The organism is Streptomyces sp. NPDC059875, assembly GCF_042731085.1.
GTDB lineage: Bacteria > Actinomycetota > Actinomycetes > Streptomycetales > Streptomycetaceae > Streptomyces.
Window position 1 is genome coordinate 20,369 of sequence record NZ_JBHWJZ010000027.1, and the last position, 22,024, is coordinate 42,392.

Below are 22,024 nucleotides of genomic sequence, written 5' to 3' on the forward strand. Positions count from 1 at the left end.
TCGCAGCTCACTGTCAGAGACGCTCGGGCGTCCGGATGCCCAGCAGGGCCATGCCCTGGTGGAGCGTGCGGGCCGTGAGGTCGCAGATGAAGAGGCGGTTCTCCGCGATCTCCTGCGGCGGCTCGGGCTTGATGACCGGGCACTGGTCGTAGAACGTCGTGTACAGCGACGCCAGCTGGTACAGATACGCGGCCAGCTTGTGCGGGGCGTACTCGGTCGCCGCCTCGGCCACGGTCTCGCCGAACTGGTCCAGGTGGAGGCCGAGCGCGCGCTCCGCCGGGGCCAGCTCCAGCTCCGGGTGGGCGACCGGGGCGCGGTCTCCCGCCTTGCCGAAGATCGACTTGATACGCGCGTACGCGTACTGGAGGTACACCGACGTGTCGCCGTTCAGCGACACCATCTGGTCCAGGTCGAACTTGTAGTCCCGCGCCGCCGACGTGGACAGGTCCGCGTACTTCACCGCGCCGATGCCCACCTGGGCACCCCGCTCGGCGATCTCGTCCTCGGTCAGGTCGCGCGCCTTCTCCCGGACCACGGACGCGGCCCGGTCGATCGCCTCGTCCAGCAGGTCCACCAGCCTGACCGTCTCGCCCTCACGGGTCTTGAACGGCTTGCCGTCCTTGCCGAGCACCGTGCCGAAGGCCAGCTGGACCGCCTTGACCTCGTCGTTCAGCCAGCCGGCCCGGCGGGCGGTCTCGAAGACCATCTTGAAGTGCAGCGACTGGCGGGCGTCGACCACGTACAGCAGGGTCGTCGCCTTCAGGTTCTGCACACGGTCACGGATCGCGGACAGGTCGGTGGCCGCGTAGCCGAAGCCGCCGTCGGACTTCTGGACGATCAGCGGGGTCGGGTTGCCGTCCGGGCCCTTGACGTCCTCGAAGAACACGCACAGCGCGCCGTTGGAGCGGACCGCGACACCCGAGTCCTCCAGGATGCGGCAGGTCTCCACCAGCATGTCGTTGTAGCCCGACTCGCCGACCACGTCCGGGTCGTTGATGTCCATGTCGAGCTTGTCGAAGACCGAGTAGAAGTAGATCTTCGACTCGTCCACGAACCGCTGCCACATGGCACGGGTCTGCTCGTCACCGGCCTGGAGGTCCACGACCCGCGCCCGCGCCCGGGTCTTGAACTCCTCGTCGGAGTCGAACAGCGCGCGTGAGGCCTTGTAGAGCCTGTTGAGGTTCGACATGGCCTCCTCACCGGAGACCTCGTCCTCGGACTTGTGGTCCAGCTCGTGCGGGTGCTCCATCAGGTACTGGATGAGCATGCCGAACTGGGTGCCCCAGTCGCCGATGTGGTGGCGACGGACCACCTTCTCGCCCGTGAACTCCAGGATCTCGACCATCGCGGCGCCGATCACGGCGGAGCGGAGGTGGCCGACGTGCATCTCCTTGGCCACGTTCGGCTGCGCGTAGTCGATCACCGTCGTGCCCGCGTTCTCCGCGTACGGCACACCGAGGCGGTCGTCGGCGGCACGGGCGGCGAGGGTCTTGACGATCGCCTCGTCGGTCACCGTGATGTTCAGGAAGCCGGGGCCCGAGACCTCGATGTCCTTCAGCACGTCGTTCGCCGGGATGCCGTCGACGACCTTCGTCGCCAGCTCACGCGGGTTGCCCTTGAGCTGCTTGGCGAGCGCCAGGATGCCGTTGGCCTGGAAGTCGGCCCGGTCGCTTCGTCGCAGCAGCGGGTCGGCGGAACCGGCCTCCGGCAGGGCTGCCGAGAGACCTTCCGCGAGGCGCTGCTGCACGGTCGAAGCGAGGGAAGGGACCGAGGCCATGAGCTTCCGTTCCTGTCGGTGGTGGGCTATATCGCTTGTCAAGTGTCCCATGGGTGGGCAACGTGTTTTCTCCACCTGTGGACAACCTCGGAGTGCGCCGTTCCGTCTGGGAGAATGGCTGACGTAAGGCCGCAAGGCTTTCGAGGGATCAAGGAAGAAGGACGTACCGACCGTGGCTCAGAGCAGCACAGAGACCGACTGGGTCTCCCGTTTCGCGGACGAGGTCATCGCCGAGTCGGAGCGACGTGCGCCTGGCAAACCGGTCGTCGTCGCCTCCGGACTCTCCCCCTCCGGCCCGATCCACCTGGGCAACCTCCGCGAGGTCATGACCCCGCACCTGGTCGCCGACGAGATCCGCCGGCGGGGGTACGAGGTCCGGCATCTGATCTCGTGGGACGACTACGACCGGTATCGCAAGGTGCCGAACGGCGTCGCGGGCATCGACGAGTCCTGGGCCGAGCACATCGGCAAGCCCCTGACCTCCGTCCCGGCCCCGGCCGGCTCGCCGCACGCGAACTGGGCCGAGCACTTCAAGGCCGTCATGGTCGAGGCGCTGGCCGAGCTGGGCGTCGAGTACGACCCGATCAGCCAGACCGAGCAGTACACGGCGGGCACCTACCGCGAGCAGATCCTGCACGCGATGAAGCACCGCGGTGACATCGACGCGATCCTCGACCAGTACCGGACGAAGAAGGCGCCGAAGAAGCAGTCGCAGAAGCCCGTCGACGAGGCCGAGCTGGAGGCCGAGGAGGGCTCCGGCGCGGCGAGCGAGGACGACGGCTCCGGCGGCGTCGGGGGCTACTTCCCGTACAAGCCGTACTGCGGGCAGTGCGAGAAGGACCTGACGACCGTCACGTCGTACGACGACGAGACCACCGAGCTGGCGTACACCTGCACGGCGTGCGGCTTCTCCGAGACCGTCAAGCTCAGCGAGTTCAACCGCGGCAAGCTGGTCTGGAAGGTCGACTGGCCGATGCGCTGGGCGTACGAGGGCGTGATCTTCGAGCCGTCGGGCGTGGACCACTCGTCCCCCGGCTCGTCGTTCGTCGTCGGCGGCCAGATCGTGCGCGAGATCTTCGACGGCGTCCAGCCGATCGGCCCGATGTACGCCTTCGTCGGCATCAGCGGCATGGCCAAGATGTCCTCCTCGAAGGGCGGCGTGCCCACCCCGGCGGACGCACTGAAGATCATGGAGGCGCCGCTGCTGCGCTGGTTGTACGCGCGCCGCAAGCCGAACCAGTCCTTCAAGATCGCCTTCGACCAGGAGATCCAGCGGCTCTACGACGAGTGGGACAAGCTGGAGGCCAAGGTCGCCGACGGCTCCGTGCTGCCGGCGGACGCGGCGGCGTACGCGCGGGCCGCGCGCACGGCCGCCGGTGAGCTGCCGCGCACGCCGCGGCCGCTGCCGTACCGGACGCTGGCCTCGGTCATGGACATCACGGCCGGCCACGACGAGCAGACCCTGCGGATCCTGACCGAGCTGGACCCGGAGAACCCGGTCACCAGCCTCGACGAGGTCCGCCCGCGTCTGGACCGCGCCGAGAACTGGATCACCACCCAGGTCCCGGCCGACCAGCGCACCATCGTCCGCGACGAGCCGGACGCCGAGCTCCTCGGCTCCCTCGACGACCAGGGCCGCGAATCCCTGCGCCTCCTCCTGGACGGCCTGGACACCCACTGGTCCCTGGACGGCCTGACCACGCTCGTCTACGGCGTCCCGAAGGTCATGGCCGGCCTCGACCCCGAGGCCAAGCCGACCCCGGAGCTGAAGATCGCCCAGCGCGCGTTCTTCGCCCTGCTCTACAAGCTCCTGGTGAGCCGCGAAACCGGCCCGCGTCTGCCGACGCTGCTGCTGGCGGTCGGAGCCGAGCGGGTGCGCAAGCTGCTGGGCGCGTAGCGGTACGGAGTCGGGCGAGGGCCGTCATCGGGTTTCCGGTGGCGGCCCTTCGCCATGGGCCGGGCGGCGGGCTTCTGCATCCTTCGGACTAGGCGCGGTTCCGACGTGGGCACGACGAAACCGGGCGCCCCGCAGGGGACCGTGGAGGCATGAAGAACGAAGTCATCGCAGTCATCGGATGGATCGCCCTCGTCCAGGGCGCACTCGGAGCCGGCGGGCAGATCTTCGGAGACAAGGCCTGGGGCCTGCTCCAGAAGTGGTGGGAGATCCCCACCGCCGGGTACGCCGTCCTGACGCTCGCCGGCGCCGCGCTCGCCCTCTGGGGCGAGAGCGCGAAAAAGCGGGCCAAGGCCTGAGCCCCGACCCGCCCCCGCTCCCGGTCACGGGATGTGGTTCTCAGCCATCTCCCGCTCGATACGGTGACGCAGCTGCGGAGTCAGCTCCCGCAGGATCGACGCGCTGCGCGGGTGCTGCACGCCGTACATGTCGCTGAGCCATATGTCGAGCTGCTCGGCGTTGGGGAAGTCCTGCCGCTCCTCGACGTAGTCCCACATCGCCTTGTACGCCGCCTCGGAGAACTCGTCCGCAGGCGGCTCCGGCTCCACGTACTCCGGATACTCCTCGAACTGCTCAGGACCGTTCTCCTGGCGCGGGCCCGGGATCGTGACATCCTCCGGGCCCTTCGGGACCGCCACCGGAATCGTCTCGAAGCCCTCCACGTACTGCGGGTCGAAGGCCGACGCGTGCGCCTCCGGCGGCAGGGCCTGGGCCTGGAACCACGGGCTGTCGTGGTTCGGGGGCAGCTCCGGACCGCCGACCGGGGACTGGGGGAGCTGAGGCTGCGGGGCGAGCTGGACCGGCGGCTGAACCGCCTGACCTGCTTGGACCGCCTGACCTGCTTGGACCGCCTGGCCTGCTTGGATCGCCTGTACCGCTTGACCTGCCGGGACCGCCTGCGGCTGGGCGGTCGTCGGCTGCGCCGGTATCAGCGCCGGCTCCACACCCGCCGCCGCGAGCCCCGCCGCCGCCGTCTCCGCCAGCGGCACGCCGTACTTCGCGAGCCGCAGCGGCATCAGCGCCTCCACCGGCGCCTTGCGCCGCCACGCCCGCCCGAAGCGCGCCTGGAGCCGGGCCTGGTAGATCAGCCGGTCCTGCTCCAACTTGATGACCTGCTCGTACGAGCGCAGCTCCCACAGCTTCATCCGCCGCCACAGCCGGAACGTGGGTATCGGCGACAGCAGCCAACGCGTGAGCCGCACACCCTCCATGTGCTTGTCGGCCGTGATGTCGGCGATCCGGCCCACCGCGTGACGGGCCGCCTCCACCGCGACCACGAACAGCACCGGGATCACCGCGTGCATACCCACACCCAGCGGGTCCGGCCAGGCAGCCGCACCGTTGAACGCGATCGTCGCCGCGGTCAGCACCCACGCCGTCTGCCGAAGCAGCGGGAACGGGATCCGGATCCAGGTCAGCAGCAGGTCCAGTGCAAGCAGCACACAGATGCCGGCGTCGATGCCGATGGGGAAGAAGTACGAGAAGTCGCCGAAGCCCTTCTCGACGGCGAGCTCGCGCACAGCGGCGTACGAACCCGCGAAACCGATGCCGGCGATGATCACCGCACCGGCGACCACCACACCGATCAGTATTTTGTGCGTGCGTGTCAGCTGCACCGCGGCCACCCGCGATCCCCTCCCGTCATTCCACATCTCGCGGGCACAGCGTGGCACATGCGCGAGGAGCCCGGCCCCCGGGGGAGGGACGGACTCCTCGAAAACATGCGCAAATACGGGTGTTCGCGACGTGCGACCGCGCAGTTGTTACTTGGCGGTCGCCGCGACCGCTGCCACGGCCTCCTTGGCGGCCTTCACGGCGCCGTCCATCATCGTCTTGTCCGAGGGCGCATCCGCCCCCGCGTAACCGGCACCGTTGTACGTCAGCAGCACCAGCACGTTGCCCGTCCGCGCGACGACCGAGGCGTACTTGAAGTCCTCGCCCGTCTTCTTCAGCTCGTACGCGACGGCCTTCGACTGCTCACCGACGCCCGGCGCGTCCGTGGTGCGCAGCTTCTTGGCACCCTCGGTCGCCTGAACCTTGGCCAGCTCCTTGGTGAAGTTCTCCTGGGCCCGCTCCTGGCCGCTGCCGAGCGAGGCGTCCGACTCGTAGCGGTAGAAGGAGACGTCCAGCCAGCGGTACTGCGAGCCCTTCACGCCCTTGTCGTCGAGACCGTTCCACGAACAGCCACCGCGACTCGTCGTGTCGCTGGAGGTGGCGGTCGTACCGTTCTTCGCCTTCGCCTTGGGCACCAGGCTCTCGGTCGTCTTCGCCGAGATCGACTTGCAGACATCGGGCAGCTTCGCGAACTTCGCGGGCTCGACCGTCTTCGTCGACTTCTGGGTACCGGGGGTCGCGGAGGACGCCGAACCCTTGCCCTTGTCCGGCGAGTCCGAACCACCGTCGGAGTCCGACGAGCAGCCGGCGACGACAAGCATCACCGGGACGGCTGCGCAGGCGAGTATGCGGGTGAGTCGCGGGGCTGATCGGTGCATGGTTCCTTCAGTCGCTTGTCGTACGGTCCGGGTACGGTCCGGCCGGCGGCCACGGTACGCCGACACGTTACGTGCTCGCGACGCGCTCACGGAGCGGGTCCGGACGGCTACTCCTCCAGCCGCTCCGCCAGCGACCGGGCCAGACTCCGGGCCTTTTCCTGCAGTTCCTGGCTGTCCGGGGGTTCCGCGGAGCCGCTCGTCTGCTCCACGTACTCGACCGTCACGATGACGTTGGATGTGCGGAACACCACGCTCACGGTGCGGTGCCGGCCGTTCGGGCCGCCCGAACTGAGCATGTCGTCGAGGAACGCGACCTGCCCGAGGTCGTCCAGGACGCGGGGCTCCAGACCGGTGGTGGGGGCGACGGCCGGGGCGGTGGGCGTGCCCGGGGTGGCCGGGGTCTGGTCGGCGGAACCGGAGGGGGCGTGGGTCGGGGTGGTCGCGTTCACGGGAGGTGTGGCGCCGGCGCTTCCGGTGCTTCCCGGGCTGCCGGTGGGGGTTCCGGGCGTCTGCGGTGCCTGTGTGGCCGGTGGGGCCTGAGGGGGCACGGGGAGGTCCGCGGCGATCTGCTTCTCCGAGAACACCACCTGCGCACGGTCGTCGTCGCTGACGGCGGGGTCGTACGACACCACCCGCTCGATGTCGAGGCGCAGCCGGTGCGAGGCGTCGGGAGTGTCGGCCTTCCAGCTGCAGCCGACCCGGCGATCGGTGTCGTACGTGACGGCGGCCGTACCGCGGTACGCCTGGTCGCGCTCCTTGTCGGGGAGCTGGGCGGCGCCGGGGAGCAGGTCCCTGAGGGTGGACTGCGGGACGGAACCGCAGGGCTCGAAGAGGGTGCGGTAGCGGCCGGGAGGGGCGGGGGCGGCGGCGGGGCCGGCCTTGGAGTCGACGGCGTCGACGCCGGTCCCGGCGCCCGAGGAGCATCCGGTGAGGCCCAAGGCGAGCGCCGCTGCGAGCGCCGTCAGACCGGGTACGTACGCCTGTCGCTGCACGCTCCCAGGCTCCCTTCTCCCGAAGACTTCCCCGAAAACTGTTTGCCGCCGGAGACCGGTGGGTGGACACAATGTCTATCGCACGCGCTGCCGTTGATGCCGGTCCGTTGTCACCTGTACGGGCCTTGGAGCCGGTTTTTGCGTTATCAGGCTTTTTGGGGGAATCGAGGAAGTATGTCGTATGTAGAGGTACCGGGTGCGAAGGTGCCCATCCGGATGTGGACCGATCCTTCCACGGTGGAGGGCGGCGCCATGCAGCAACTCCAGAACGTGGCCACGCTGCCGTGGATCAAGGGCCTGGCCGTGATGCCGGACGTGCATTACGGCAAGGGCGCGACGGTCGGCTCGGTGATCGCGATGCGCGGGGCGGTCTGCCCGGCGGCGGTGGGTGTGGACATCGGCTGCGGGATGTCGGCGGTCAGGACGTCGCTGACCGCGAACGACCTGCCGGGGGATCTGTCGCGGCTGCGGTCGAAGATCGAGCAGGCGATTCCGGTGGGGCGGGGGATGCACCGCGACGAGGTGGACCCCTCGCGGCTGTTCCAGTTCCCGACGGCGGGGTGGGACGACTTCTGGTCGCGCTTCGACGGCATCGCCGAATCGGTCAAATTCCGTCATGAACGTGCCCAGAAGCAGATGGGAACGCTTGGAAGCGGCAACCACTTCATCGAATTCTGTCTCGATGAGGAGGGCTCCGTCTGGCTGATGCTGCACTCCGGGTCGCGGAACATCGGCAAGGAGCTCGCCGAGTACCACATCGGCGAGGCGCAGAAGCTGCCGCACAACCAGGGGCTCGTGGACCGGGACCTGGCCGTGTTCGTCGCGGACACCCCGCAGATGGGCGCGTACCGGAACGATCTCTTCTGGGCGCAGGAGTACGCGAAGTACAACCGCGCGATCATGATGGCGCTGTTCCAGGAGGTCGTCCGGCGTGAGTTCCGCAAGGCGAAGGTGACCTTCGATCCGGTCATCTCCTGCCACCACAACTACGTGGCGGAGGAGCGGTACGAGGGTATGGACATGCTGGTCACCCGTAAGGGAGCCATCAGGGCCGGCTCCGGCGAGTACGGGATCATCCCGGGCTCGATGGGTACTGGCTCGTACATCGTGAAGGGCCTCGGGAACGAGGCGTCCTTCAACTCGGCCTCGCACGGCGCCGGCCGGAAGATGAGCCGGAGCGCGGCGAAGCGGCGCTTCTCGACGCGGGACCTGGAGGAGCAGACGCGGGGCGTGGAGTGCCGAAAGGACTCCGGCGTCGTGGACGAGATCCCGGGTGCGTACAAGCCGATCGAGAAGGTGATCGAGCAGCAGCGGGACCTGGTCGAGGTCGTCGCGAAGCTGAAGCAGGTCATCTGCGTGAAGGGCTGAGAGACGCGCGAAGAGGGGCCGACACCCTGGTGTCGGCCCCTCTTCGCGTGCTCACCGTCCGGTCACAGCTCGCGGTGGACCTTGGTGTTGGAGGCCTGGGCGCGGGGGCGGACGACCAGGAGGTCGATGTTGACGTGCGGGGGGCGGGTGCAGGCCCAGGTGATGGTGTCGGCGACGTCGTCGGCGGTGAGGGGCTCGGCCACGCCCGCGTAGACCTTGGCGGCCTTCTCGGTGTCGCCGCGGAAGCGGGTGGTCGCGAACTCGTCCGTCTTCACCATGCCGGGGGCGATCTCGATGACGCGGACCGGGGTGCCGACGATCTCCAGGCGGAGGGTTTCGGCGAGGACGCGGGCGCCGTTCTTGGCGGCGACGTAGCCGGCGCCGCCCTCGTAGGTGGAGTGGCCGGCGGTGGAGGAGAGGACGACGACCGTGCCGTCGCCGCTGGCGGTGAGGGCGGGGAGCAGGGCCTGGGTGACATTGAGCGTGCCGATGACGTTGACCTCGTACATCTGGCGCCAGTCGTCCGGGTCGCCGGTGGCGACGGTGTCGGCGCCGAGTGCGCCGCCGGCGTTGTTGACGAGGACGGCGATGGTGCGGAAGGCGGTCGCGAAGGCCTGGACGGCTTCGCGGTCGGTGACGTCGAGGGCGTACGCGGTGGCCTGGTGGCCGGCCTCGACGATCTCGGCGGCCAGTGCCTCGATGCGGTCCTTGCGGCGGGCGGTGAGGACCACGCGGTATCCGGCGGCGGCGAGTTGCCGGGCCGTCGCGGCGCCGATACCGCTGCTCGCTCCGGTGACGACGGCGATGGGGGTACCGGCGGCGGTCATGACGTGCTCCTCGCGCATGTGGTCGATTGTGCGGTCAGGATATGCGGCGGTCAGCGGGCGCGTGGGGCGTACATGATCACGGCCATGCCGGCGAGGCAGATGAGGGCGCCGAGGACATCCCAGCGGTCGGGGCGGTAGCCGTCGGCGACCATGCCCCAGGCGAGGGATCCGGCGACGAACACTCCGCCGTAGGCGGCGAGGATCCGGCCGAATTCGGCGTCGGGCTGGAGGGTGGCCACGAAGCCGTAGACGCCGAGGGCGAGGACTCCGGCGCCGATCCAGATCCAGCCGCGGTGTTCGCGGACGCCCTGCCAGACGAGCCAGGCGCCGCCGATCTCGAAGAGGGCGGCGAGGGCGAAGAGGGCGGCGGAGCGGGCGATCAGCATGCGGTCAGCGTGCCATGGGACACGCTGACTGACGGGTAGTCAGAATATGTGAGGAGTTGTCGGTATCTTCTGGGTATGAGTGTGATGTGCAGGGCGCTGTTCGGAGCGGCGTTGGCGGCCGTGGTGGTGGTCGGAGCGGGCGGGAGTTCCGGTGCCGCCGGGGCCGAGGCCGATCTCGCCCACCACGGTCATCTCTCCCTCTGGGAGGGGCGGCTCGGCGTCTGGCTGGTGAGTGAGAACCACGGGCCGTCGGACGTGTCCCAGGCGACCGTGCGGCTCGAATTCTCCGAGCCGATGGCGGGCGGGCAGGAGCTGCCCCCGTCCTGTCTGTGGGGGAGCGACCGGGTGGTGGTCTGTCGGACGGGTGAGCTGCGGGCCGCCGGGGCGATCGGTGAGCTGGCTCTTGATCTGCTGACGGCGGGATCTCCGGACGAGATGACGGTCGACATCGCGACCGTCTGGACCGACGGGGCCACCGACGGGAACGCGAAGAACGACCGGCATCGCGTCCTGGTCCTGGCGACCGGTGACCCGTACGTCTTCTGATCGGGGAGCCGGGCGGCGCGTTGGCTGTCCGGTGTCGTCAGCGGTCCGTGCGGCCGGTCCAGGCGGCGTAGCCGTCGGGGCGGACCAGGAGGGTCGAGCGGCGGGTGGGGTCGGTCCAGGTCGCCCGGACGAGGCGGGCCGGAGTGGTGGGGGCGGGCGGCAGGTCCGGGGTGGTGCCTTCGGGGGCGATCAGGACGAACTCCCCCGCGCGCAGCAGCTCGTAGAGCCTGCCCTCCCGCAGCTTGAGGTCCGGGACGCGCCGGGCGCCTCCGGCGTAGTCGATGCCGATCCCGCTGATCATGCCCATCGCCTTGGCGGCCGCGGGGGGCACGGTGTCGAGGATCTGTGCGGCGAGCGCGCGGGCGGTGCGCAGGAGCGGGCCGCGGGCCATGGCGAGCCGGACGATGGCGCCGCTGCTGCGGAGCACGGCGGCGCCGACGGGGTGGCGCTCGGACTGGTAGCTGTCGAGGAGCGCCTCGGGGTCGGGGGCCTCGCCGCGCAGGACGGCGGCGAGTTTCCAGGAGAGGTTGGCGGCGTCCTGGAGGCCCGTGTTCATGCCCTGCCCGCCGGCGGGGGAGTGGACGTGGGCGGCGTCGCCGGCGAGGAAGACGCGGCCGACGCGGTAGGCCGGGGCCTGCCGTTCGTCGCTGTGGAAGCGGGAGATCCAGCGGGCGTCGTGCATGCCGTAGTCGGTGCCGAGGGCGAGGCGGGCGATGTCGCGGACCTCGTCGAGGTCGACGGGCTCGCTGTCGGGGACCTGGCGGGCGCGGTTCCAGCCCATGACGCGGTACCAGCCGTCGCCGAAGGGGGCGATGAAGGCGAAGGCGTCCCCGACGCCGTTGACGCTGAGCAGTTCCTCGGGCTCCTCGGTGAGCCGGACGTCGGCGAGGACGATGGAGCGGATCACCGCGGTGCCGGGGAAGGGCAGGTCGAGGGCGGTCCGGACCGCGCTGCGCACGCCGTCGGTGCCGACGAGGTAGCGGGCGCGGAGGGTGGTGGGCGTGCCGTCGGGGTCGGTGAGTTCGGCGGTGACCTGGTCGGCGTCCTGGCTCAGTCCGCGCAGTTCCGTTCCATAGCGGAATTCCACACCTGAGGACAGTGCGCGCCGTTCGAGGAGTCGCTCGACCTTGTACTGGGGGGTGATGAGGAGGTACGGGAAGCGGGAGGGGAGGCGGGCCAGGTCGAGGGTGAGGCGGCGGAAGAGCCGCAGCTCGGTGATGGGGGTTCCGGTGGCGATCAGTTCGTCGGCGAGGCCGCGGGCGTCGAGCTGCTCCAGGGTGCGGGCGTGCACGCCGAAGGCGCGGGTCATGTTGCTGATGCCGTGCGGGCGGCGCTCGACCACGGTGACCCGCAGGCCGGCGGCGGCGAGGTCGCCGGCGAGCAGCATTCCGGTGGGGCCCGCGCCTGCGACGAGGACGTCCGTGTCCAGGTGGTTCATGGCTGCCTCCTGATGCGGTGGTGCCCACGACCGTTGGCCAACATCTGTTGGTCAACGCTTGTTGGTAAATGTAGAGGCGCTCGTAATGGCGTGTCAACAGGTGTTGGCCTACAATTGTTGGCATGACGACCGCCCGCCGTTCCGACGCCACCCGCGCCGCGATCCTCGAAGCCGCCCGCGAACGATTCGCCTCCGACGGCTACGAGCGCGCCACCATCCGGGCCATCGCCCGCGACGCCGGCATCGATCCCTCGATGGTGATGCGCTACTACGGCAGCAAGGAGGGGCTGTTCGCCGCGGCGTCCGAGTTCGAGCTCGACCTTCCCGAGCTCGCGATCCTGCCGTCCCGGCACGTCGGCGCCGCCTTGGTCACGCACTTCCTCGACCGCTGGGAGCGTGACGACGTCCTGACCGGGCTGCTGCGGGTCGGTGTCACCAACGCCGCGGGCGTCGAGCGGATGCAGACGATCTTCGCGGGGCAGCTCGGTCCGGTCGCCCTCGGCGTCTGCCCGGACCCCGCCGAGGCGCCGCGCCGGGCCGCGCTCGTCGCCTCGCAGATCCTCGGTATGGCGCTCACCCGCTATGTGCTGCGGTTTCCGCCCGCCGTCGAGATGTCGAGGGACGAGATCGTCGCCTGGCTGGGCCCGACCGTCCAGCGCTATCTGACGGCCCCGGAGCCGTAGAACCGCAGGAGTCTGCTTCGTACAATTTCTGCATGACGCAGAAGAGCTCCGCCCGGCGGGACGGTCTGATGACCGAGCTGTACGGCGAGGCCCGCCGCTACATGGCCGCGTACGCCCTGTTCAACCAGGCCGTCGCCGACCATCTGCGGCTCCACCCGACCGACGTTCAGTGTCTGAACCTGCTCTCGCTGGAGCCCGGCCCGGTGACCACCGGCCGGATCGCCGAGCTGACGGGGCTGACCACCGGCTCCGCGACGAGGCTCGTCGACCGGCTGGAGCGGGCCGGCTATGTCACGCGCGAGCGGGACGCCGAGGACAGGCGACGCGTACTCGTGACCGGGGTGCCCGAGCGGATGGCGGAGCTCAGCGCGTTCTGGCGAAAGCTCAACGGGGCGTGGGGCACGATGTTCGACGCGTACAGCGACGCCGAGGTCGCCCTGCTCATCGCCCATATGCGACGGACCGTCGAGCTCAGCGCCGAACAGGTCGAGCGGCTGCGCACGGGGGAACTCGGCTGACCCCGCCGGGTCGGCTGCCGGGCCGGCCGGATCAGCGTGCCGCCGCGCCGCCGAACTCGCGCAGCGCGTCGGTGACGATCGCCTCCAGGCGGGCGTGGTGGGCGCCCCGCCAGTACACCCGCTCGCACTCCGTGCACCGCGCGAAGACGTCGTACGTCTTCTCCGTGCCGTGCTCCAGCCGCTCGCGCACCGAGTCCTTGTCGGCGTCGGTCAGCTGCCCGTTGCACGCGGTGCAGCGGGTCCACGGCGCCAGCGCGGGCGTGAACCGCTCCAGCACGTCGCGGAGTTGGTCGTCGGGCTGGTCGCTGTACACATAGGCACCGGCCCACAGCTCCCGGCGACGCAGCAGGCCACGGTCCCGGGAGAGCATCACCCGCCGCTCCTTTGCGGAGAGCGCGGCCAGCGCGGGATCGCCGATGTCCTCGCTCTCGTAGGCCGCGTCGACCCCGAGCAGTCGCAGCCGCCGGGCCAGCGTGCCCAGATGCACGTCGAGGAGGAACCGGAGCGGCGCTCCGGGGACCGGCTGGGGTCGCTCGACGCCCTCGACCTCGACCGTCTCGCCCGCGGCGGGGATGTGCGACACCTCCACCGGGCGCCCGTCCACCAGCAGCCGCCCCACCTCGGTCAGCGGGACACCCAGCGACTCCACGACATGGCCGAGCGTGGAGGCTCCGTCGGTCGCCACGGCGGTACGCCCCGGGCGGCGCTCCGCCGAGACGAAGAGCCGCAGGGCGGGGGCGAAGCTGATCTGGATCTCCGGTCCGTTCACGGGGACAGGATGTCACCGAGGCCCGCCGCGCGGCCAGGGAATTCGACCCGGAGGGCGGGACCGGAGGGCGGACCGGGGCGGCGAGGAGGGCGGGACCGGGGTGGCCCTGGCGGGGGTGGCCCCGGACGTGGCCCTCACGGGCGGAAGGAGTCCGCGTGGTCGCCGGCCCATTCGGCGAAGGTGCGGGCCGGGTGTCCGGTGAGGTCCTCGACCGTCCGCGTCAGGGGCACCGGCCGGCCGTCCTGTGAGGCCCAGTAGGTGAGCATGGCGTCGGCGAAGGTCTCCGGAACGAAGTCGGCGACCGACTCCTTCCACTGCTCGGGAGTGACGACGGCCGTCCTCGCCGCCTGGCCCGTCACCTCCGCGAGTATCGCCAGCTGCTCGGTGAAGGCGAGCGACTCGGGGCCGGTCAGGAGATACGAGGAGCCACGCAGCCGGGGCTCGGTCAGGACCGCGAACGCGGCCTCGGCGACATCCCTCTCGTGGATCGGATCACCGTGCGATCCGGGGTACGGGAGCTCCACCTGGCGCGAGGACCTGATCGCCCACGACCACTGCAGGGCGTTCGTCGCGAAGGCGCCCGGCTGGAGATAGGTCGCCTCGAAGGCTCCGTCGGCCGCCGCGGCCGCGAGGGCGCGCTCGACGGCCAGGTGGGGGGCGGCGATCCGGTTCTGTGCGGCGTCGGGGGCGAGGACGGAGCTGGAGGAGAGCAGGGCGATGTGCCGGACGCCGGCCGCCCGGGCCTGCGAGACGAAGGCGTCGATGTGCGAGGGCTCGGCATACAGGAAGACGGAGTCGACGCCGTCGAGGGCGGCCTCGAAGTCCCCCGGATCGGAAAGATCGCAGCGGACGGTTTCGACGCCGTCGGGTGGGGACAGGTCTGCAGGGTCCTTGGACGCTGCCCTGGCCTCGATGCCGGCGCCGTGGAGCAGTTCGAGGAGGGTGGAGCCCACGCGGCCGCGGCTTCCGGTGACGAGAACGGTCATGACAGGGGTCCTTTCGAGGAGATCCTCACGCAATCGACTGCGTGAAGAAGAATCTGTGTCACGCAGATAAATATCCGTGAGCGCCCCCTGCTCGTCAACCCTGATAAATCCCTGACAGGGTGGCCGAGCCCCTGCGGTACGGTCCCGGCATGAAGATCATCGACCTCGAGCACGGTGACCCGCGCCTGGAAGCCGACCTGCTCCCCGTCCTGCGCGAGCTGCGCCCCCACCTCACGGCGGAGCTCTTCCACGAGGTCCACGAGCGTGGCCGCGCCCAGGGACTGCGCTTCACCGCCGCCTACGCGGACGACGGCTCCTGCGTGGGCGCCGCCGGCTGGCGGATCATCGACAACACCAGCTCGATCCGCAAGCTCTACGTCGACGACCTGGTGACCGCCGCCGACGCCCGCTCCACCGGTGTCGGCCACGGCCTCCTGGCCCACCTGGAGAACCACGCGCGCGAGGCGGGCTGCCACGAGCTCAACCTGGACTCCGGCACGCACCGCACCGGAGCCCACCGCTTCTATCTGCGCGAGCGCCTCGACATCGTGGCCTTCCACTTCACCAAGGAGCTCAAGCCCCAGGACGGCTAGGCGAGACCCTCCAGGTCCAGGCGCCAGTCGTTGCAGCGCAGCTGATGGCCCGGCGGGTATTCGAAGTCGCGCGCGCCGAGCAGCTCGAAGCCGGCCTTGCGGCACACCGCGTTCGACGGCCCGTTGTCCGTCGACGGGAAGGCGTGCAGGAAGCGGTGCGTGCCCTCGGCGTGCGCCAGCTCGGCGACCGCGCGGGTCGCTGCCGTCGCGACACCCCGCCCCTGGAACCCGGGGAGCACCGTCCAGCCCGTTTCGTAGACCGGCTCCTCGTCCGACGTGTGCTCCCAGAAGCCGATGCTGCCGGCCGCTACCTCCTCGGGAAGCAGCACGATCCGGAACATCCGGCCCGCGCTCGTCCGCTCGGCGCTCAGCTTCACATAGCGCCGGTGCCGCTTGACGAGCGCTTCCTCGCTCTCGGGGCCGCCGAGGTGCTCCATGAGCTCGGGTGCGTTCATGGCGCGCAGCAGCTCGAAGTCGTCCTCGGACCAGGGCTCGAGACGCACGGGCGAGGCGGGCGGGCCGGACTCGGTGGGTGAGGCGTGGCTGGGCCCGGTGGGTGAGGTGGGCGGCAGGTCGGTGTCCATGGCCGCACTGTAGGTCAGGGGTCGGACACCCGGCGGGCGTACGCCGTAGGCGGTACCCCGACCGTTGCCGTGAAGTCCCGTACGAGGTGGGCCTGATCGCTGTAGCCGAGCTCGTCCGCGAGGCGGGACCAGTCCAGGGGCTCCTGACCCTCCGCGGTCTCGGCGCGCTCCAGTGCCTCGTGGATGCGGTAGCGCAGGATGACCCATTTCGGGCCGACTCCCACGCAGTTCGAGAAGAGCCGCTGGAGCGACCGGCTCGACAGCCCCTCCACGCGGGCCAGTTCGGACACCCGGCGGATCGTACGGTCCGTACGGACCAGATCCACCAGCGCCATGGCCTGAGCCGCCTGCGGATCGGGCGCGGGACCGCGGGCCAGCAGGAAGGCATCGAGCGCCGCCACGCGCGCGTGCTCGGCCTGGGGGGCGAGTACGGCCTCCACGGAGGCGGCGTCGGCGTCCGCGTACACCTCGTCGAGCGGGACGCGGCGGCCCGTCCACTCCGACACCGGCCACGCGGGGGCGAACGGCCGGAAGCCGCCCGGCCGGAACTGCACTCCGCAGACCCGGCCGACGCCCGTGAGCTTCTTCGTGAACAGTTCGAGCCCGATTCCGGAGACCTCCGCGGGGACCTCGTGGGGGACCTTGCCGGAGGCGTCGCCAGTGCCCGCGTACCGCTGGAAGACGAGGTTCACGGACGGGTGCGGGACGACATGGCTGGCGTACGGCTCGGAGAGATCCCAGTCGATGAACCAGTAGTGCTCGAGATACGGGCGCAGCTCCGGAGCCGGTTCGTGGCGGCGGAACCGGACGCGGGTGAGGAGCTCGGCGGCGTCGACGATGCCGCGGGTGTCACGGCGCGGACCGTTGGGAGTCATGGCGCGGAGCCTAGGGGCGCGGTCTGACAGGTGGGGGCGCGCAAGGGTCCGTTTCCGGGTTCACCGCGGGCGGGGGCGCGCGCGGTCTGCTTTCGGTTCACCGCAGCGTCCACTTTCGGGTCAGCGCAGGCGGCCCGCGGAACCCACCGAGAGGCGCGAGACGACCTGGCCGAAGGCGTCTTCCTCGGCCGGGGTGAGCGACACGCTCTCCTGAGGGTGCCAGACCCGCTCCAGCGGCGCGGCCGCCTGCGCGCGGCGCGCGCGGGAGCGCAGCCCCAGCGCCACCCAGACCGCGGCGGAGACGGCGAGCAGCCCGAAGAGCGTGATCACACGAGGGTCCGAGAACTGGCCGGGCAAGGACGACATGGCTGACTCCAGGGAGCGAAGGCCGGTACGGGGGCGCGCCCTGGCAGACGGCCCGTGCGTACGGCACTGACGATTCCTACTGCTTCCTCCCGACCTGTTCAGTTAACACCACCGTGGGGGACTTTCGGCAGGGGGGTCCGGGACCTAGGTCCCGCCCGGTCAGAGGGGCGCGAGGCCCTCTTGTGCGGGCCGGGGAACGGCTCCAAGGTGGCGGGGAGAGGGAGAGTTCCGGCCGGGGAGGGAGCAGCCGCATGTCGGACGCAGGGGTGTGGGGGTTCACCGACGACAGGGGTGCGGAGCTGACCGCCGTGCGCCCGCCTGAGCGGGTGGTGGCCTATGTACGGGCCGGGGCGGCGCTGCTCGACCTGGGTGTGACGCCGGTCGCGGTGTACGGCTCCGGGCACGACGGCCAGGTGCTCGATCCGGTCAAGGCGGGAGGGCTGGCGGCGGCCGGTGTTCCGTACCTGGGGCCGGGGCGGAACCTGGACGAGGACGTCGTGCGGAGCCTGCGCCCCGACCTGGTCGTGGATGTCACCTACGACGGGAAGAGCGCGTACGCGCTGGACGAGGCCGTCGCCGAGCGGCTGGGGGCGGGGCTGGTGGCGCTGTCCGTGGGGAACGAGCTGACGTTGCCGACGATCATCGGGCGGTTCGGTGAGTTGGGGGTGGCGCTCGGTGCGTCCGGGGGCGCGGCCGTGGACTCCGTCGGCGCGGCCGTCGACTCCGTCGGTGCTGCCGAGGACGTCCTGCGGTCCGCCGCCGCGGGTACGGACGTCACCGTCCTCGCGCTCTCGGGGGCCGGGCCCGACCAGGTCCATCTGGCTCGGCCGCATGCCTGGCCCGAGCTGGCCCGGTTGCAGGAGCTCGGCGTCCGCCTGCTCGATCCCGGCCCTGGCGCGGGCGCGAACTGGCTCACCGCGGACTGGGAGCATGCGGCTCGGCTGAACCCGGGCCTGGTGCTGTACGACAGCCGGGCGAACGCGGTCGGGCCCGGTGCGTTTCCGCCGGTGGGGCATGCGGGTGTGGCGCCGTGGAACCCGGAGACGCCGCCGAGCTCGGCGGCGTACGCCCGCGTGTTCCGGGACCTCGCGGAGGCGCTCCGGGGGTAGGGCGCCACGTGGGCCTGGCCCCCCGGGTCCCGGCCCCAGGCGCCCGGCCTGAACGGCCCGGGGACGGGCGCCGCTCCCGTGGGTTGTGCCCACCCGTCCCTCCCCCTAGGACTTCGTCCTGGGGGGACCCCCAGCGGGACGATTGCCCACAACCGGCCGTCGTCCGGTGGGTTCGCCCCGTAGGGAACGGGTGCCCGTAGCGAGGCGTCAGCCCATGCGTGCTCGCAGCGAGGCTGCGAATTCTTCTGCTCGGGCGAGTTGGGTGCGGAGTTCGGCGACGCGTTCCGTGGCGGCTTGTTCGTAGTGGTGGACTCGGGCGGTCAGGGTGGCGCGTTCGGTGGGGGAGAGGCGGGGGTCCGCCAGGCGGTCCACTGCCGCGAGGAGGTCGCGGGTCTCGTCGATCGTGAAGCCCAGGGGCTTCATCCGGCGGATCACCATCAGCCGGTCCACGTCGGCGTCCGTGTAGAGCGGGAATCCGCCCTGGGACGATGCGGAGGGGACGACGAGGCCGCTGTCCTCGTACTGGCGGATGGTCCGCAGGGACAGTTCCGTCCGGGCGGCGACCTCGCCGATCTGCATGGGTTCGCCGGCCATGCGCACTCTGCTCACGGTGCCCCGTCCTTCCCGCGCGGCTTCCGCGCACTACATAGGCATTTGTCCTAACTTCAGCACTTATGAGAGCTGGAAGTGCGGCGAAACGCCTGCTCGTAGGGCGGCCATTGGGCAGCGGCCGGCTCGGCGAGCCCCTGTTGCCGTTGCTTGGGTGGTATCTCGTCGGTGATCGCGGTGCGGCGAAAACTGGCGGCGAAAGCAGTCATATATGCAGGTTGCAGCTAATATGCGTCAAGTCGCGACATCACCATTGAGGGCTTGTCGGCGTGATCTAGCTTCAGGGTGTGAGCGGACGTGCGATGGTCAAGCGAAAGTTCGGGCACCGTGCCCGGCTGGCGCTGACACCTGCACAGATCCGGCTCATGGACGAGCAGGCGCACGCCGCCCGCACTCTGTGGAACCTGCTGCACGACTGGTGGACGATGCTCCCCAGGGAGCGCAGGTCCCTCCCTGCTGCTGACGGGGCGATCCGCCAGGCTCGCCTAGAGATCGACTGGATCGCCGTGCCCCCCGCCCAGGCGGCGCAAGCCGTGTTGAAGACGTACTTCCAGGCATGGAAGAACTGCTTCGACGGCCGGGCGGATGAGCCGAACTTCAAGGCACGCCTTCGCACCGGGATGGCCGTGGACATCCCGCAGGGCCGGGACTTGCATATCACCCGCGTGCACCGCCGCTGGGGCATGGTCAACATCCCCGAAGTCGGCCGGGTCCGCTTCCGGTGGACGAAGGATCTCCCCGTCGGCAAGCGCGCCGACACCGACAACCGAATCACAGGCGCTCGGCTGGTCAAGGACGCGCTCGGCTGGCACATCGCCTTCCGCGTCCAGACCCACGAACCCACGCCTGAGTCCCACCGGGGCCCAGAGGTCGGCATCGACGTCGGCGTAACCGTCCCGCTCGCCCTCTCAGACGGGACCACGTACGAACACGGCGAGTGGTTGACGGAGAAGGAACGGGCCACACTGCTCCGCCTGGAACAGCGTGCCGCTCGCCGCAAGACCTGCCGCCAGCGTGGGGAGAAGACCTCCCGGCGTCTGCGGCGCACCTATGACCGGATCCAAGGGCTTCGTGCGAGAGCCAAGCGCAGGCACCTGGACTGGCAGCACCAGAGCACCACGACGATCGCCCAGAAGTACGGCACCGTCGTGGTGGAGGCATTGCAGATCACGAGCATGGTCAGGTCCGCCAAGGGCACTGTCGATCAGCCGGGAAAGAACGTCGCCCAGAAGTCCGGCCTCAATCGCTCCATCGCCCAGGAGGCTTGGGGCCGCACGGTCGGACTGCTGGCGTACAAGACCGCTCGCAACGGCGGCACCCTGGCCAAGGTCCCCGCTCCCGGCACCTCCCAGCGCTGTTCCGCCTGTGGCGTTACCACGCCAGGCAGCCGGGAGTCCCAGGCCGTGTTCGTGTGCAAGAACCCCGGCTGCGGCTGGTTCGGCAACGCCGACCACAACGCGTCGAGGAATGTTCTTCACTTCTACCGGATGGGCCTAGCGCTCATCCCGGCTGCCGGGAGGGCAGTCGCCAGGCGCGCACGCCGCGTCAAGCCCGCCACCGCAAGGTAGGAGGGAATCTCCTCCGTTTACGAAGGAGAACACTTCAATCCAACGGCATCGTCCTTCTCTCGCCGATCACCAAGTTCACGCACGGCGCCTGGCTCGTCGTGATCGCGATGCCGGTGCTCTTCGCCGGGATGAAGGGCGTCCGCCGGCACTACGAGACGGTGGCCGCGGAGGTCGCCGTCGAACCCGGCGCCCGCCCCCACGCCCTCGCGGAGAACCACGTCATCGTCCTGGTGGCCTCGGTGAACGCGCCGAGCCTGCGGGCCCTGTCGTACGCGCAGACGCTGCGGCCGGCCTCACTGACCGCGGTCACCGTCGCGGAGGACCCGGCGGAGGCGGAGGTGCTCCGGGCGACCTGGGAGGCCCATGGCATCGACGTACCCCTGCGGGTTCTCAGCTCCCCGTACCGCTCCATCGTCCAGCCCGTCCTGCGGCACATCCGGGAGGCGCCCGAGCGGACGGGGGACTCGGTGATGTCGGTGGTCATCCCCGAGTACGTGGTGGGTCACTGGTGGGAGCAGCCCCTGCACGACCAGAGCGCGCTGCGGCTCAAGACCCGGCTGCTGTTCATGAAGAACGTCGTGGTCGTCGACGTTCCGTACCGGTTGGCCTCGGCCCGTGAACTGGCCGCCGAGCGTGCGAAGGCCGCCGCCGCCCGAGATCAGGGGACGGGCCGGGGAGCGGGCCGGGGAACGGGCCCGGGGACGGGCCAGGGGGAGTGAGCGCCATGTCCCGCGGCCGGCCGCCCGCGTCCCGCCTGCCGCTACGGCCAGACCAGGCAGTACGGCTGGTGCCCCGCCTCGTGCAGACGGACCGAGAAGTCCTGCCACTCGTGGAGCAGCTGGTAGACGTTGAACGCGTCGCGCGGGCCGCCGCGGTCCGGGACCGTGGACCAGATGAAGGCCGCCGCGCCGACGGATTCCTCGCCGATGCCGCGCAGCGGGTCGACCACGGTCATGGGCAGCTTCACCACGGCGTAGTCGGGGTGGAGGACCACCAGTTCCAGCGGGGGCACCTTGTGCAGGGGCATGCCCTGGATGCCCGTGAGGACCATCGCGGCTATGGTCTCGGGCTTGATCTTGGTGAACATGCCGCCCATGCCGAGCTCGTCGCCGCCCAGCTCCTCCGGGCGCATCGAGATCGGGACGCGGGCCGCCGTGGCGCCGTCGGGTGCGCCGAAGTACTTGTACGTCACCCCCAACCGGCCACTCCCGCCCTCCGTCGTGGGTCCCGTGGATCCCCCGGCCTTCGTGGATTCCGAGGACTGCGTGGGCTCTTCCGTACGCCGTCGCCGGTGCCGCCCCCGCCGGGCAGGCTCCGGACCCAGATCGTCCGTCCCCTCACCCAGTCCGCCACCGCGATGCATATCTCCACCCGACTGCTTTTTAGGCAACACGACCCCCGCCGCGCAACCCGATCATCGTGACAGTGACCTCCCCCACGCTCTCGCGGTGAAACACCTGTCCGCAAGAACGTCCGGCCCTCTGACACCATGGATTCCGTGAGCCATCCCTATGACGCCCCAGTTTCGCAGACGCGGAGGACCGACGCCTTGGCGTAATTCACAGGGTGCCCACGCCGTCTCTC

General features: G+C 70.4%; 24 protein-coding genes. 10 read left to right on the plus strand and 14 right to left on the minus strand.

The genetic code is table 11. The features are described 5' to 3' along the window. Window positions 1–13 precede the first annotated feature (13 nt). Window positions 14–1,777, minus strand: a complete 1,764-nt coding sequence (argS, locus tag ACFV9D_RS28385) for an arginine--tRNA ligase (RefSeq protein ID WP_385152112.1) — start codon at window positions 1,775–1,777, stop codon at window positions 14–16. A gap of 172 nt (window positions 1,778–1,949) precedes the next feature. Here argS and lysS point away from each other — a divergent pair, with 172 nt between their 5' ends. Both lysS and ACFV9D_RS28395 read left to right on the plus strand, forming a co-directional pair. Further along, the gene (gene lysS, locus ACFV9D_RS28390; RefSeq protein ID WP_385152115.1) at window positions 1,950–3,674 is read left to right on the plus strand and encodes a lysine--tRNA ligase; all 1,725 of its coding nucleotides are present in this window, start codon (window positions 1,950–1,952) and stop codon (window positions 3,672–3,674) included. A gap of 149 nt (window positions 3,675–3,823) precedes the next feature. Next, a complete protein-coding gene (locus ACFV9D_RS28395; protein ID WP_385152118.1) occupies window positions 3,824–4,030 on the plus strand; it encodes a hypothetical protein in 207 nt (68 codons plus the stop codon). 24 nt (window positions 4,031–4,054) lie between these two features. On the opposite strand, the gene ACFV9D_RS28400 is transcribed toward ACFV9D_RS28395, so the two are convergent. From ACFV9D_RS28400 to ACFV9D_RS28410, 3 genes are all read right to left on the minus strand, one after another. After that, window positions 4,055–5,356, minus strand: coding sequence for a DUF2637 domain-containing protein (locus ACFV9D_RS28400; RefSeq protein ID WP_385152121.1), 1,302 nt, complete (start codon window positions 5,354–5,356; stop codon window positions 4,055–4,057). A gap of 138 nt (window positions 5,357–5,494) precedes the next feature. Continuing rightward, window positions 5,495–6,223 carry a DUF3558 domain-containing protein gene (locus tag ACFV9D_RS28405; RefSeq protein ID WP_385152124.1) on the minus strand — a complete coding sequence of 243 codons (729 nt, stop codon included), beginning with the start codon at window positions 6,221–6,223 and terminating at the stop codon, window positions 5,495–5,497. A gap of 107 nt (window positions 6,224–6,330) precedes the next feature. Further along, the gene (locus ACFV9D_RS28410) at window positions 6,331–7,215 is read right to left on the minus strand and encodes a DUF3558 domain-containing protein (RefSeq protein ID WP_385152127.1); all 885 of its coding nucleotides are present in this window, start codon (window positions 7,213–7,215) and stop codon (window positions 6,331–6,333) included. A gap of 174 nt (window positions 7,216–7,389) precedes the next feature. Here ACFV9D_RS28410 and ACFV9D_RS28415 point away from each other — a divergent pair, with 174 nt between their 5' ends. Next, on the plus strand, window positions 7,390–8,583 hold the full coding sequence (locus tag ACFV9D_RS28415; protein ID WP_385152129.1) for an RtcB family protein: 1,194 nt from the start codon (window positions 7,390–7,392) through the stop codon (window positions 8,581–8,583). Window positions 8,584–8,645: 62 nt separating this feature from the next. On the opposite strand, the gene ACFV9D_RS28420 is transcribed toward ACFV9D_RS28415, so the two are convergent. Both ACFV9D_RS28420 and ACFV9D_RS28425 read right to left on the minus strand, forming a co-directional pair. Beyond that, window positions 8,646–9,410, minus strand: a complete 765-nt coding sequence (locus tag ACFV9D_RS28420) for an SDR family NAD(P)-dependent oxidoreductase (protein ID WP_385152363.1) — start codon at window positions 9,408–9,410, stop codon at window positions 8,646–8,648. Between the two features lie 50 nt (window positions 9,411–9,460). Next, window positions 9,461–9,796: a YnfA family protein gene (locus ACFV9D_RS28425; RefSeq protein WP_385152132.1), complete on the minus strand. Its 336-nt coding sequence runs from the start codon at window positions 9,794–9,796 to the stop codon at window positions 9,461–9,463. 75 nt (window positions 9,797–9,871) lie between these two features. Between ACFV9D_RS28425 and ACFV9D_RS28430 the strand changes: the two genes are divergently transcribed. Continuing rightward, window positions 9,872–10,342, plus strand: coding sequence for a hypothetical protein (locus ACFV9D_RS28430; RefSeq protein WP_385152135.1), 471 nt, complete (start codon window positions 9,872–9,874; stop codon window positions 10,340–10,342). Window positions 10,343–10,379: 37 nt separating this feature from the next. Here the strand turns inward: ACFV9D_RS28430 and ACFV9D_RS28435 are convergent, their stop codons facing one another. Further along, the gene (locus ACFV9D_RS28435) at window positions 10,380–11,780 is read right to left on the minus strand and encodes an FAD-dependent monooxygenase (RefSeq protein WP_385152138.1); all 1,401 of its coding nucleotides are present in this window, start codon (window positions 11,778–11,780) and stop codon (window positions 10,380–10,382) included. Between the two features lie 122 nt (window positions 11,781–11,902). Between ACFV9D_RS28435 and ACFV9D_RS28440 the strand changes: the two genes are divergently transcribed. Continuing rightward, a complete protein-coding gene (locus tag ACFV9D_RS28440; RefSeq protein ID WP_385152141.1) occupies window positions 11,903–12,463 on the plus strand; it encodes a TetR family transcriptional regulator in 561 nt (186 codons plus the stop codon). A 32-nt stretch (window positions 12,464–12,495) separates the two neighbouring features. Beyond that, complete coding sequence (locus tag ACFV9D_RS28445) at window positions 12,496–12,981, plus strand: MarR family winged helix-turn-helix transcriptional regulator (protein ID WP_385152144.1); 486 nt, start codon at window positions 12,496–12,498, stop codon at window positions 12,979–12,981. A gap of 31 nt (window positions 12,982–13,012) precedes the next feature. Here ACFV9D_RS28445 and ACFV9D_RS28450 read toward each other — a convergent pair whose 3' ends face one another. Then, on the minus strand, window positions 13,013–13,750 hold the full coding sequence (locus ACFV9D_RS28450) for a Mut7-C RNAse domain-containing protein (RefSeq protein ID WP_385152146.1): 738 nt from the start codon (window positions 13,748–13,750) through the stop codon (window positions 13,013–13,015). Between the two features lie 134 nt (window positions 13,751–13,884). Then, window positions 13,885–14,736, minus strand: a complete 852-nt coding sequence (locus tag ACFV9D_RS28455) for an NAD(P)H-binding protein (RefSeq protein ID WP_385152149.1) — start codon at window positions 14,734–14,736, stop codon at window positions 13,885–13,887. Between the two features lie 149 nt (window positions 14,737–14,885). On the opposite strand from ACFV9D_RS28455, the gene ACFV9D_RS28460 reads away from it, so the two are divergent. Further along, on the plus strand, window positions 14,886–15,329 hold the full coding sequence (locus tag ACFV9D_RS28460) for a GNAT family N-acetyltransferase (protein ID WP_385152152.1): 444 nt from the start codon (window positions 14,886–14,888) through the stop codon (window positions 15,327–15,329). On the opposite strand, the gene ACFV9D_RS28465 is transcribed toward ACFV9D_RS28460, so the two are convergent. From ACFV9D_RS28465 to ACFV9D_RS28475, 3 genes are all read right to left on the minus strand, one after another. Then, on the minus strand, window positions 15,326–15,913 hold the full coding sequence (locus ACFV9D_RS28465) for a GNAT family N-acetyltransferase (RefSeq protein WP_385152155.1): 588 nt from the start codon (window positions 15,911–15,913) through the stop codon (window positions 15,326–15,328). The genes ACFV9D_RS28460 and ACFV9D_RS28465 overlap by 4 nt on opposite strands. Window positions 15,914–15,927: 14 nt before the next feature. Continuing rightward, window positions 15,928–16,788: a DUF6597 domain-containing transcriptional factor gene (locus ACFV9D_RS28470; protein ID WP_385152158.1), complete on the minus strand. Its 861-nt coding sequence runs from the start codon at window positions 16,786–16,788 to the stop codon at window positions 15,928–15,930. Window positions 16,789–16,908: 120 nt separating this feature from the next. Beyond that, window positions 16,909–17,154, minus strand: a complete 246-nt coding sequence (locus ACFV9D_RS28475) for a hypothetical protein (RefSeq protein WP_385152161.1) — start codon at window positions 17,152–17,154, stop codon at window positions 16,909–16,911. Window positions 17,155–17,405: 251 nt separating this feature from the next. On the opposite strand from ACFV9D_RS28475, the gene ACFV9D_RS28480 reads away from it, so the two are divergent. Then, window positions 17,406–18,263 (plus strand): ABC transporter substrate-binding protein, encoded by an 858-nt coding sequence (locus ACFV9D_RS28480; protein ID WP_385152163.1) that lies wholly within the window; start codon window positions 17,406–17,408, stop codon window positions 18,261–18,263. Window positions 18,264–18,470: 207 nt separating this feature from the next. Here the strand turns inward: ACFV9D_RS28480 and ACFV9D_RS28485 are convergent, their stop codons facing one another. Further along, window positions 18,471–18,857, minus strand: a complete 387-nt coding sequence (locus ACFV9D_RS28485; RefSeq protein ID WP_385152366.1) for a MerR family transcriptional regulator — start codon at window positions 18,855–18,857, stop codon at window positions 18,471–18,473. Window positions 18,858–19,237: 380 nt separating this feature from the next. Between ACFV9D_RS28485 and ACFV9D_RS28490 the strand changes: the two genes are divergently transcribed. Continuing rightward, window positions 19,238–20,440, plus strand: coding sequence for an RNA-guided endonuclease InsQ/TnpB family protein (locus tag ACFV9D_RS28490; protein WP_385152369.1), 1,203 nt, complete (start codon window positions 19,238–19,240; stop codon window positions 20,438–20,440). Window positions 20,441–20,538: 98 nt separating this feature from the next. Beyond that, window positions 20,539–21,159, plus strand: a complete 621-nt coding sequence (locus tag ACFV9D_RS28495; protein ID WP_385152165.1) for a hypothetical protein — start codon at window positions 20,539–20,541, stop codon at window positions 21,157–21,159. 41 nt (window positions 21,160–21,200) lie between these two features. Here the strand turns inward: ACFV9D_RS28495 and ACFV9D_RS28500 are convergent, their stop codons facing one another. Continuing rightward, window positions 21,201–21,803 (minus strand): hypothetical protein, encoded by a 603-nt coding sequence (locus ACFV9D_RS28500; protein WP_385152174.1) that lies wholly within the window; start codon window positions 21,801–21,803, stop codon window positions 21,201–21,203. Between the last annotated feature and the right edge of the window lie 221 nt (window positions 21,804–22,024).